At 71.6% G+C, this 11,315-nt stretch carries 10 protein-coding genes; 7 read left to right on the top strand and 3 right to left on the bottom strand.

The window, feature by feature from the left end; all coding sequences use genetic code 11:
• Positions 1–464: 464 nt before the first annotated feature.
• The gene (locus KVT44_RS54715; protein WP_217576621.1) at positions 465–1,298 is read right to left on the bottom strand and encodes a hypothetical protein; all 834 of its coding nucleotides are present in this window, start codon (positions 1,296–1,298) and stop codon (positions 465–467) included.
• A 464-nt stretch (positions 1,299–1,762) separates the two neighbouring features.
• Here KVT44_RS54715 and purN point away from each other — a divergent pair, with 464 nt between their 5' ends.
• The gene (gene purN / locus KVT44_RS54710) at positions 1,763–2,383 is read left to right on the top strand and encodes a phosphoribosylglycinamide formyltransferase (RefSeq protein WP_099921054.1); all 621 of its coding nucleotides are present in this window, start codon (positions 1,763–1,765) and stop codon (positions 2,381–2,383) included.
• Positions 2,380–3,969 carry a bifunctional phosphoribosylaminoimidazolecarboxamide formyltransferase/IMP cyclohydrolase gene (gene purH / locus KVT44_RS54705; protein ID WP_217576619.1) on the top strand — a complete coding sequence of 530 codons (1,590 nt, stop codon included), beginning with the start codon at positions 2,380–2,382 and terminating at the stop codon, positions 3,967–3,969. The genes purN and purH overlap by 4 nt, the downstream gene beginning before the upstream one ends.
• Positions 3,970–4,024: 55 nt before the next feature.
• Here the strand turns inward: purH and KVT44_RS54700 are convergent, their stop codons facing one another.
• Positions 4,025–5,176 carry a helix-turn-helix domain-containing protein gene (locus tag KVT44_RS54700; protein WP_217576617.1) on the bottom strand — a complete coding sequence of 384 codons (1,152 nt, stop codon included), beginning with the start codon at positions 5,174–5,176 and terminating at the stop codon, positions 4,025–4,027.
• 224 nt (positions 5,177–5,400) lie between these two features.
• Between KVT44_RS54700 and KVT44_RS54695 the strand changes: the two genes are divergently transcribed.
• On the top strand, positions 5,401–5,832 hold the full coding sequence (locus tag KVT44_RS54695) for a peptidase inhibitor family I36 protein (protein ID WP_217576615.1): 432 nt from the start codon (positions 5,401–5,403) through the stop codon (positions 5,830–5,832).
• 240 nt (positions 5,833–6,072) lie between these two features.
• Here the strand turns inward: KVT44_RS54695 and KVT44_RS54690 are convergent, their stop codons facing one another.
• Positions 6,073–6,681: a proline-rich domain-containing protein gene (locus tag KVT44_RS54690; protein WP_190170014.1), complete on the bottom strand. Its 609-nt coding sequence runs from the start codon at positions 6,679–6,681 to the stop codon at positions 6,073–6,075.
• A gap of 280 nt (positions 6,682–6,961) precedes the next feature.
• Between KVT44_RS54690 and KVT44_RS54685 the strand changes: the two genes are divergently transcribed.
• The 4 genes from KVT44_RS54685 to KVT44_RS54670 all read left to right on the top strand — a co-directional run bounded on the left by KVT44_RS54685 (position 6,962) and on the right by KVT44_RS54670 (position 11,134).
• Complete coding sequence (locus KVT44_RS54685) at positions 6,962–7,816, top strand: bifunctional methylenetetrahydrofolate dehydrogenase/methenyltetrahydrofolate cyclohydrolase (RefSeq protein ID WP_054233749.1); 855 nt, start codon at positions 6,962–6,964, stop codon at positions 7,814–7,816.
• A gap of 250 nt (positions 7,817–8,066) precedes the next feature.
• On the top strand, positions 8,067–8,543 hold the full coding sequence (locus KVT44_RS54680; RefSeq protein WP_229888986.1) for a DUF3017 domain-containing protein: 477 nt from the start codon (positions 8,067–8,069) through the stop codon (positions 8,541–8,543).
• A gap of 270 nt (positions 8,544–8,813) precedes the next feature.
• Complete coding sequence (locus KVT44_RS54675; RefSeq protein WP_217576613.1) at positions 8,814–9,413, top strand: helix-turn-helix transcriptional regulator; 600 nt, start codon at positions 8,814–8,816, stop codon at positions 9,411–9,413.
• A gap of 416 nt (positions 9,414–9,829) precedes the next feature.
• The gene (locus tag KVT44_RS54670; protein ID WP_254651197.1) at positions 9,830–11,134 is read left to right on the top strand and encodes an XRE family transcriptional regulator; all 1,305 of its coding nucleotides are present in this window, start codon (positions 9,830–9,832) and stop codon (positions 11,132–11,134) included.
• Positions 11,135–11,315 lie beyond the last annotated feature (181 nt).

Here is an 11,315-nt window from a genome sequence, read left to right as displayed (position 1 = left end):
GGTGGGGCTGTGGGGGTGGGGGCTTTGGCGGCGACGGGGGGTTTCTTGGCCTACGTGGCCCTCGTGGCCCTCATGGGGGGCGTGGCGGTCGTGGTTCTCGTGGGGGGTCTGGGCGGGGCGGTCGCGTGGTGAGGGGGGTCCGGTGGAGCCGGTGCCGAAGGGGGAGCCGACTCCTACGGCGGGGGCGACCTCGACGATGGGGGCGGGTTCGGCTTCGGGGTCGGGTTCGGCTTCGGGGTCGGTCCCGGCTCGGGATCCGAGCCTGGAGCCGTACGATCTCTTGCCCTCCGATGACATGGGGTGAGTCAGGAGCCCTCGGTTCCTTCGCCCCCGCCGCCCCTACCCGTTCCCATCCCCTGGGGCTGCGCCCCAGACCCCCCGGGGACAGGTTGATTTGCTGCGGGTGCGTGGGGGCTGGGCGCGCCGTTCCCCGCGCCCCTGGCGGGGCGACGGATGTTGGAGAGCTAGCCGCGTGTTCCCAGGACGCCCCTCAGGTCCTTCGGGAGGAGGTCGTTGCAGGACTGTTTGGCGGCGTTGGTGAGGGCGTCGTTCGTGCAGGAGTAGTAGTCGCTGTACACGAGCTGCGCGGTGAAGGTCGCGGCGACCATGACGATGGCCAGGGACGCGGTGACGAGGCCGCTGACCGCGGCGGTCGTCTGGGGGCGGGTGTTCGTGTCGGGGGCCGGGGTGTCCGGGTCCTGCGCGCGGGGCTTGGCGCGCAGCGCGCTGACGCCCCAGTACAGGGCGAGCGCACCGAGCAGCAGCGCCACGTACGGCCAGCTGAACAGGGCGAAGAAGAACGCCCACATTCCGGAGAGCAGCGCGTAGCGCGCGCGGCGCTGTGCGGGGTCCGTCGGGTCCCAGCGCATTCCGGCGCCCGGCCCACCGCCGGGACCTTCTGGGCCGCCCTGGCCGTGCGGAACCCCGGGACGGTCGCCGAAACCGCCACCGGACGAACGCCCCGGCTGCCGGTCGCTCCACTGACTGCCCCATGGGGACTGTCCGGGGTCGGACCCGGGGCCGGAACCGTCGTTCTCGTTCGGGCTCTGGCCGGACGCGGGACGTCGAGGCTGCCAGGGGCGGTCGGGCGTGCCCTCCGGCGGCGGAGCGAAGGGATTGTCGTCGGAGCCGGAGCCGGAGCCGGAGCCGGAGCCCGTGCCGGAGTCTGTGTCCGGGCCGCGTCCGTCCGCGGAACCGTTCCCACCCGCGGGCGTGTCCCCGCTCTCCCGCGGCGGGGTAGGCGAAGGGCGCCGCTCGCGCAGCAGCAGCGGAGGGAGTCGGAGACTGCGGTCCGGCATCAGGTGTGCGTCTTCCCCTTGGTGGTTCTGGCGGGCGGCGTGTCCACACGGCATCGTGCTCGCGACGCGCGCCCCGAGCGTCCTGCCCGGGGCTCGCACCCCGGGCGTTCGTTTTCAGGATCAGGACCCGGGATTCGCACCCCGGATACCGCTCCGTGGAGTCCCTGCCCCGGGTTTTCCGTCCGAGACCCGCGCCTCGGACGTTCGCCCCGGGGCTCGTACCCCGAACGTTCTACCCGTCCCAGGTCAACGTCCCAAGCGCACAGGGCGTTCCCCGTGCTGAACGGTGTTCCCGGGAGGATCCACCGCAGACGCTACCTTCCGGCCACGCCCCCGTCCCGTGGGGGCCGCCCGGTGTGCCGGTATCGTTGCTGACGGTCGGCCGCTTTGTAGACTTCCCTGTATCCAGGGGCGCGAAGCATTCGTACGACCGTACAAACGCTCCCCCGAGAAAGGGCCCCGTCGTGGCCAAGACCAAGCGCCTCGTCGTGCTGGTCTCCGGATCAGGCACGAATCTGCAGGCACTGCTCGACGGCATCGCCGCGGCCGGGCCGGAGGCCTACGGGGCCGAGATCGTGGCCGTGGGCGCCGACCGCGACGGCATCGAAGGGCTCGCCCGGGCCGAGCGGGCCCGGATCCCCACCTTCGTCCGCCGCGTCAAGGACTACGACACCCGGGACGAGTGGGACGGCGCGCTCGCCGAGGCCGTCTCCGACCACGAGCCCGACCTGGTGGTCTCCGCGGGGTTCATGAAGATCGTGGGGAAGGAATTCCTCGCCCGGTTCGGTGGGCGGTTCGTCAACACGCATCCCGCCCTGCTGCCCAGTTTCCCGGGGGCCCACGGCGTACGCGACGCGCTCGCGTACGGCGCGAAGGTCACCGGCTGCACCGTCCACTTCGTCGACGACGGCGTCGACACCGGACCGATCATCGCTCAGGGCGTTGTGGAGGTCCGAGACGAGGACGACGAGAGCGCTCTGCACGAGCGCATCAAGGAAGTCGAGCGAAGACTGCTCGTCGATGTCGTGGGGCGGCTCGCCCGCAACGGCTATCGCATTGAGGGACGAAAGGTAGTTATCCAGTGACCGCCGACAGCACAGTCACGGCCGAGAGCACCGAGGGCACCAAGCGGGTCATCCGGCGCGCGCTCGTCAGCGTCTACGACAAGACCGGGCTCGAAGAGCTTGCCCGCGGGCTCCACGAGGCCGGTGTCGAGCTCGTCTCCACCGGCTCCACCGCCGCCAAGATCGCCGCGGCCGGGGTCCCCGTCGTCAAGGTCGAGGACCTGACCGGCTTCCCCGAGTGCCTCGACGGCCGCGTCAAGACCCTGCACCCCAAGGTCCACGCCGGCATCCTCGCCGACCTGCGTCTGCCCGACCACCAGCGGCAGCTGGAAGAGCTGGGCGTCAAGCCGTTCGACCTCGTCGTCGTCAACCTCTACCCCTTCCGTGAGACCGTCGCCTCGGGCGCGACGCCCGACGAATGCGTCGAGCAGATCGACATCGGCGGCCCCTCGATGGTCCGTGCCGCCGCCAAGAACCACCCGTCCGTGGCCGTCGTCACCAGCCCCAGCCGTTACGGCGACGTCCTCTCCGCCGTCCAGAGGGGCGGCTTCGACCTCACCACCCGCAAGCGGCTCGCGGCCGAGGCCTTCCAGCACACGGCCGCGTACGACGTCGCCGTCGCCTCCTGGTTCGCCTCCGAGTACGCCCCCGTCGACGCCACCGGGTTCCCCGACTTCCTCGGCGCCACCTGGGAGCGCGCGCACACCCTGCGCTACGGCGAGAACCCGCACCAGCCCGCCGCCCTCTACACCTCGGGCGCCGGCGGTCTCGCGGAGGCCGAGCAGCTGCACGGCAAGGAGATGTCGTACAACAACTACACGGACACGGACGCCGCGCGCCGTGCCGCGTACGACCACGAGGACCCCTGCGTCGCGATCATCAAGCACGCCAACCCGTGCGGCATCGCGATCGCCTCGAACGTCGCCGAGGCGCATCGCAAGGCGCACGCCTGTGACCCGCTGTCCGCGTTCGGCGGTGTGATCGCGGTCAACCGGCCGGTGACGAAGGAGATGGCGGAGCAGGTCGCCGAGATCTTCACCGAGGTCATCGTGGCGCCCGAGTACGAGGACGGCGCCCTCGAAGCCCTCACCAAGAAGAAGAACATCCGCGTGCTGCGCGCCCACCGCGCGCCCGCGAACCCGACCGAGCTCAAGCCGATCGACGGCGGCGCGCTGCTCCAGGTCACCGACCGCATCCAGGCCGACGGCGACAACCCGGCGAGCTGGACCCTGGCGACCGGTGACGCCCTGAACGAGGGCGAGCTCGACGAGCTGGCCTTCGCCTGGCGGGCCTGCCGCGCGGTGAAGTCCAACGCGATCCTGCTCGCCAAGGACGGCGCCTCGGTCGGTGTCGGCATGGGCCAGGTCAACCGCGTCGACTCCGCGAAGCTCGCGGTCGAGCGGGCGGGCGCCGAGCGGGCCCGTGGGTCGTACGCGGCCTCGGACGCGTTCTTCCCGTTCCCCGACGGTCTGGAGATCCTCGCCGAGGCGGGCGTCAGGGCCGTGGTCCAGCCCGGCGGTTCGGTCCGTGACGAGCTGGTGGTCGAGGCCGCGAAGAAGGCGGGCATCACCATGTACTTCACGGGGACGCGGCACTTCTTCCACTGATCCGCGGCAGGTCGGTGTAGGCGCGGCGGTCCACCGGGGTTCCGGTGGGCCGCCGCTACCGTGCGGGCGCGGTGGTGGCGGCGCCCTTGACCGCGCGCTCGCAGTTCGGCCAGTCGTGGAAGTCGCGCTTCTTGCTCCAGAGGCGTTGGGCCGCCCTGATGTTCCACTCCGGGTCCAGTGCCTGACGCGGGGTCCCGCCCAGCTCGCGCAGGCGCAGGTCGGAGATCTGGAACAGACCCCAGTTACGGGTGCCGTTGGTGTTGGGCAGGATGTGCAGCGGGTCGAGGAACGACTGGCAGTCCGCGATGGCGACCGCCGCGTCGGGCGCGTCGGTGAAGACCGCGCGGATATGCTGCCGTACCTTCGCCGGCGGCCAGACGGTCATGCGTACGTTCGAGGTGTAGAGCGCCTTCTTGGTGGCGTCCCCGACGACTCCGTTGGGCTGGAGACCGGTGAACACCTGGAAGGCGGTGACCCGGCGCAGCGTCTGCGGGCCGAAGTCCGAGTCGACGTCGATGTCCGCGCCCTTGGCGTGCAGCAGCCGTTGTACCTCACCCACGCACGCGTCGTGCTGGCCCATGGCCACCACGGGCTGACAGGCGGCCGAGAAGAGCAGACGGCCGTCCGCCGCGGAGCCGCCGCCGCTGCCGGACGACGGATGATCGGTCGTCAGGGCCCAGGCGGAGACACCGAGCGTCAGGACCACGGCGCCGATCACCACGACACGGAACCGGCCCGGCCGGAACTGGTCAAGACGGAACCGGCCCTGACGGACCGGCCGAACGGGCCCGACCTCGACCGCTTCCGGCTCCACCGCTCTCGGTTCCACCGCTCTCGGCTCCACGGCCTCCGGCTCCTCGGCGCCGTCGCTGTCCACGAGATCGACGACCTCGACGACCTCGACGACCTCGACAACGTCTGCGTCGGCCTCCGTTCCAGTCCCCGTCCCCGGTTCCGTCCGGGCGGCGTCGGCCAGGGCCCACTGCCGGTGCAGTGTCCGCAGTTCGTCCGGGGTCGCGCCGCAGGCGGTGGCGAACCGGTGCACGCTGCCGTAGTCCTGGGGCACCGAAGTGCCGCGGCAGTAGCGGTGCAGTGTGGACCCGGCCGTTCCGGTCTTCTTGGCGAGGGCCTCGTAACTCAGACCGGACCGGTTCTTCAGCGAGCGCAACAGCGCGGCGAACCGTTCGGTTTCCGGGCACGCGGGCATCGCGGTTCCCCCCTGGCACTTACGGCACGCTGGTCAGACGTTCCAGTGGCTGGACACAGTAGCCGTCCCACGGCCGTCCCAGGGGTTAGATAACGCGCCAAGTAGCGGGCGTCCGGCCGTCCCGGCGTCCCAGCCCCTCCGGTCTCCTTGCCCGGCAGGGACACGCGTTGCCACCTTCTGGCTGTCCGACCACCAGCAGCCGCATCGCAAGGAGAAACAGACCCATGAACCTTTCCGTGATACGTCGTCCGCGCCGACTCTCCCCGCTGCTCGCGACCCTCGCCGTCAGCGCGGCCGCCGCCACCACGCTGGCCCTGCCCGCCTCCGCGTCGGCGGCACCCGCCTCGGCCGCCGCCGTGGACTGCGCGTCGGGTGACGTCTGCTTCTGGACCGGCTTCAACTTCACCGGCAGCAAGTGCTCGTGGAGCGTCGCCGACCCCGACTGGCAGAGCGGCGCCATCAAGTGTTCCTGGGCCGCCACGACGAACGTGAAGTCGGTGTGGAACGCCGGCACCGGGTCGTACAGCGGTGTCGCCTTCTACGCGAACACCAACTACAGCGGCCGGATCGGCTGCACCCGGCAGCAGCAGGGCGGCAACCTCGCCGGTACGTACAAGGTGCGGTCCCACCAGTGGATCACCGGTAACTGCGGCTGAGCCAGAGGGCGGCTCGCGCACGTGCGCGGCGGGGGTCTCCGGCCCCCTCGGGGGAGGGGCGGAGACCACCGCCGTTCCGGCACGCGAACCAGGGCCATGAGACCCGGTTCGCCCTGACGCGCTGAGGCCGTGTCCCCCCCTTGCGCAGGGTGAGACACGGCCCTCGGAGTGAATCGAATGGCGGGAAGTCGCCTTCGCGCCCTCGGAGTCGGCCTCGTGGCGGCCGTGCCGCCGGTGGCCTCAGACCGAGTACTTCGGGCGGTTGAACCAGGCGGCGCCGTCCGCCTTGCCGACGAACACCGCGACGAGAATGGCGAGCACGGTGTGCACCAGACCGATGACGATGAACGGGTAGATACCGAGGACCGCGGTGAGGATGCCGAACACCAGCGCGGCGATGCGGACGCCGTTGCCGCCGTTCGCGCACTTGACGCCGAGCCAGATCGCGAAGACGCCCCAGGCCAGGACCGCGACCGTGACGCCCCACAGGACGCCGGCCGAGTAGTCCGCGAGCTGCTGGAACTGGACGTCGTCCTTGAGGTCCGCGTTGTTCTTCGCGGCGGAGACGGCGAGCGCCGAGATCGCGATCAGGACGGCGCCGAGCACCTGCAGACCGGCGATGACGAAGAGCATCACGCGCGCGGCCTTCACCCCGCCGGGCATCTCCATCGGGCCGCCGGGGTAGCCGCCGTACGGCTGCTGGCCGATCGGCGGGGCCTGCGGGTAGCCGTAACCGGGCTGCTGCGGGGCGCCCTGGGGGTAGCCGTAGCCGGGCTGGCCCTGGGGCGGGTAGCCGGCCGGCTGGCCCTGCGGGGGACCGTAGGGGTTGTTCGGGTCGCCGAAACTCATGGCGGGTGTTCCTCCGTTGCCTGGTGCGGGGACGCGCGGCAAGGTGCGGAGGAGAGTTCTACAGAGCGGTCCGTCCCCCCGGTACTGTCCGCGGCACTGTGATGTTCATCGTTCTAAATGCCTTACTTATTTGTCCAGAGCCCTTCCGATGGTGTTGTGCAGGTGTTGTGCAAGTGCAACATCGCTGATCACGGCTGATCGCGGCTGATCTCGGCTGGCCACAGGGGGAAAGGGGCGCCCGGATTGGAACCGGGAGCGGGTCATCCGCGAGGATGGGGCCATGACCGCCCAGATTCTCGATGGCAAGGCCACCGCAGCCGCGATCAAGTCCGATCTGACCGCCCGCGTGGCGGCCCTCAAGGAGAAGGGCGTCACGCCCGGCCTGGGGACCGTCCTGGTCGGCGACGACCCCGGCAGCCAGAAGTACGTCGCGGGCAAGCACCGCGACTGCGCCCAGGTCGGTATCGCCTCCATCCAGCGTGAACTGCCCGCGACCGCCACGCAGGAGGAGATCGAGGCGGTGGTCCGCGAACTCAACGAAGACCCCACGTGCACCGGCTACATCGTCCAGCTCCCGCTCCCCAAGGGCATCGACGAGAACCGCATCCTGGAACTGATGGACCCGGACAAGGACGCCGACGGCCTGCACCCGATGAACCTCGGGCGGCTGGTCCTCAACGAGCCGGCCCCGCTGCCGTGCACCCCCAACGGCGTCCTCACCCTGCTGCGCCGCTACGGCGTGGAGATCAAGGGCGCCGAGGTCGTGGTCGTCGGCCGCGGGGTGACGATCGGGCGTCCGATGCCGCTGCTGCTGACGCGGCGCAGCGAGAACGCCACGGTCACCCAGTGTCACACCGGCACCCGTGATCTCTCCGCGCACCTGAAGCGCGCCGACATCATCGTCGCCGCGGCCGGGTCCGCCCACCTCATCCGCGCCGAGGACGTGAAGCCGGGCGCCGCCGTCCTCGACGTCGGTGTCTCGCGCAGCGCCGAGGGCAAGATCGTCGGAGACGTCCACCCGGACGTGGCCGAGGTCGCCGCGTGGATCTCCCCGAACCCCGGCGGCGTGGGCCCGATGACCCGCGCCCAGCTGCTCGTCAACGTGGTGGAAGCGGCGGAGCGCAGTGTCGGCTGACGGCGGACCCGAGGACGCCGCGGTCCGCGACACCGACTCCGGCATCGACTCCGATGCCGGCCCCGACGCGGAGTCGGCCGTGCGGGAGGCCGCGTCCGCGAACGGCGGGTCGGCCGTGCGGAGGGCGAGGGCTGTGAAGGGTGAGTCCGTCGTGCGGGAGGCGGGGTCCGTGAACGGTGAGGCCGGTCCTCGGAGGGCGGGATCCGTGAACGGTGAGGCCGGTTCGGGGAAGGCGGGATCCGTGAACGGCGTGGCGGGTGTGCGGGAGGCGGAGGGCGCCGAGGGCGAGCCGAGTGCGCTCGACGCCGTGAGCGCGCCCGACGCCGAGGGAAAGCCGCGCCGCACCACACGGCGCTTCCCCCTGTTCACGAGGGACACCGCGCGGCCCGAGGGTGGCGGCCGGGCGGCGGGCGGCGACGCCCCGGCCCCGGCCCGCCAGTGGCCGATCCTCGCCGTGCTGTCGGCCGTCGGACTCGGCCTGCTGCTGACCGCCCTCGACGTGTTCCGGCTCGGCACGATCCTGATCGGCGCCGCGCTGCTGGCCGGCGCCGTGATGCGCTGGATGCTGCCCGACGTGGGCATGCTCGCGGTCCGCTCCCGCTTCACGGACATGCTCACGTACGGCGTGCTGGGCGTCGCCATCGTGCTGCTCTCGCTGATGGCACAGCCCAACCCGTGGCTGGTCATCCCGTTCCTGGACGACACGCTGCACTTCACGGTCCGCTGAGACCCCCGCGCATGCCCTGAAGCAGGGCGCGGCCCGTCCCCTCCCCCGAGTAAGGACGGGCCGCGGCCGGGCGGTCGGACCGCCCGGGTCAACCCTTCTGTACAGGCACCGCCTGTACAACAGCCGTCAGTTCCCTGTGGCACGGAAGTGACCATTCCGCCACGGTGTCCGCGCCGCGTGACGGGAACCGTCCACCGCCCGGCGTCGTCAATCGCTCACGGGGAACGACACGGGAGCGCCTGGGGAGCGCCGCGGGAGGTGGGTGAAGCGATGGGTGCCTGGCAGCCGCTGCCGGAGGAGCTTCCGGCGGAGGTACGGCACTTCGTCGAGCAGTTGCGGCTGCTCAAGGACCGCACCGGGATGAGCCTGGTCGCGCTGGGCACGCGCACCGCGTACAGCAAGTCCTCCTGGCAGCGCTACCTCAACGCGAGCCAGCCACCGCCCCGGCAGGCGGTCGTCGCCCTGTGTCGGGTCGCGGGTGTCGCGGGTGAGGAAACCGAACGCTTCGGGGTGCGCTGGGAACTGGCGGTGCGGGCCTGGCCGCGCGAGCCCGTGCCGCCCGTGTCGCCCGTGTCGCCCGTACGGGTGCCGGCGGGCGGTCCAGTCCCCGGTCCCGGCGGTGAACCCGCTCCCGGCGCCGAAGCTTCCGTCCCGGCCGTGCATGGCGTTCCCGCCGCGCGCGCCGTTCCCGCCGCGCGTGGCCGTGACGGCTACGAGGAGGACCCCACGCTCCCGTGGTGGGACCTGCTCGACGAGGAGTCGTCCCGGCAGCCCGCCGGGCCCCGTGCGCCCCGCCTCGTCCTCTACGCGGCCCTCCTCGCCGTCGTCCTCCTCCTCGCCGCCGTCGTGGGTGCCGTCACCCTCGGGTGAGCTGAGCGTTCTCGTGACAGGTGAGGTCGCACCTGTGTTCCCGTTGTGTCGATGTCTTGACAAGTTCAAGGATTTACCCTGATCTGGCCCAACAAGCCGGTTAGCGTGGCCAATCGGGACGGTATCGGACGTCCTGTTGCGGAGGGCGAGGGTCCGATTGGCGGGCATGACGTCGATGGGACAATGGGCCGCAGCCCGCGGGGCGTGCAACGGTGCATGCCCGGGCCCGAATGCTCCCGTGCGCCCCCATCCCGGGAACTGAGATCCTGACCGATCGCATCCCTGTGGGTAGCCAGAACGGGGACCGGCGGGGCCGGGGGGGACTCGGCGGAGGGGTGCCGAAACACGCGGGGAACAGTCAGGCACGTACGGGGGGAAAGAAGCAGGGGGGAGCAGTAATGCCTCGTTGGAGGGACTTGCCGGATGAACTCGATCCGCAGGTCAGGGAGTTCGCCAGCCAGTTGCGCCGACTGGTCGACCGGAGCGGGCTGGGCATCGCCGCGGTGGCCGACCGTACGGGCTACAGCAAGACGTCCTGGGAGCGGTACCTCAACGGTCGGCTCCTCGCGCCCAAGGGCGCGATCGTCGCCCTGGCCGAGGTGACCGGGACCAATCCCATCCATCTGACGACCATGTGGGAGCTGGCCGAGCGTGCGTGGAGCCGCTCGGAGATGCGCCACGACATGACCATGGAAGCGATCCGGATCTCCCAGGCGCGCGCCGCGCTCGGGGAGTTCGGGGCGCCCCCGGCGAAGGGGAGCAACGGCAAGCAGGCCCGCAAGGGCGGCAGCGCGACCGCGACGCCCGGCATCACGCCGGGGATCGCCGGGCCCGCGGGGGTGTCGCCGACGGTGCCGCCGCAGCCGTCCGCCACGGAGGTGGAGGACTCGTCGTACGGCTCTTCGTCGTCGCTCGGGGGTGGGGCGCGTGGGGGTGCCGGGTTCGGCGGGTCCTCTTCGGGCGGGTCTTCGGGTGGGCCTTCGTCCGGTGGGGGCTCGCGTGGCGGGGGCTGGGGGGTTGTCGCCACGCCGTCCGGTGACGGGGGGCGGTACGGTCCGTCGACTCCGGCGGGGTCTGTGGGGCCGGGGGGTTCCGCGGGTTCCGCGGGTTCTGTGGGTTCTGTGGGTTCTGTGGGTTCGTCGGGCCCTGGCGGTTCCGTGGGTGCGGCCGGGTCTGTCGGTGCCGGTGGGTCGGGTGCGCCCGTGGGGGGATCCGCGGACGCGGCGGCGCGGCGTAAGCGGCGGCTGACGATGTTCCTCGCGGGGGTTGTGGGTGCGCTCGTGGTGATAGCCGCGGTCGTGTACTTCACCGGGGGCGGCGACGGCAAGAAGGCGGCGAGCGCGCCGAAGACGCCCTCGACGTCCGCCGCGGTCAATCCTGATCTGCCGGCCGGGGTGAAGTGCAGTGGCGCCGACTGCACGGGCAAGGACCCGGAGAACATGGGGTGCGGTGGGCAACTGGCGACGACCAGCACCAGCATCACCGTGGGGACCACTCTGGTCGAGGTGCGCTACAGCAAGACCTGCGCCGCGGCCTGGGCCCGCATCACCCAGGCCGTGACCGGTGACTCGGTGCAGGTGACGGCCGGTACCGCCGCCAAGCAGACCGGGACCGTCGAAAACGCCACCGATGCGTACACCCCGATGATCGCCGTGAAGGATGCCGCCGAGGCGAAGGCGTGCGTCACGTTGAAATCGGGCCAGAAGGGCTGCACCAAGTGAAGTAGCCGGGGGGGGGCTTGGCTGGGGCGGGTGGGCCCGCGCGGCACGGTTCCTTCGCCCCCGCCGCCCCTACCCGTCCCGTCCCAGGGGCTCCGCCCCTTCGCCCCCGCCAGGGGCGCTGCGCCCCCTGGACCCCCGCATCGGCCTGAACGGCCTCGTCCTCAAACGCCGGACGGGCTGA

Origin of the sequence: Streptomyces sp. GbtcB7, from assembly GCF_019091445.1 — a bacterium.
Taxonomy (GTDB): Bacteria; Actinomycetota; Actinomycetes; order Streptomycetales; family Streptomycetaceae; genus Streptomyces; species Streptomyces mirabilis.
The sequence above is the reverse complement of the archived record's forward strand: the minus strand, read 5'-3'. Positions and strand labels throughout refer to the sequence as shown.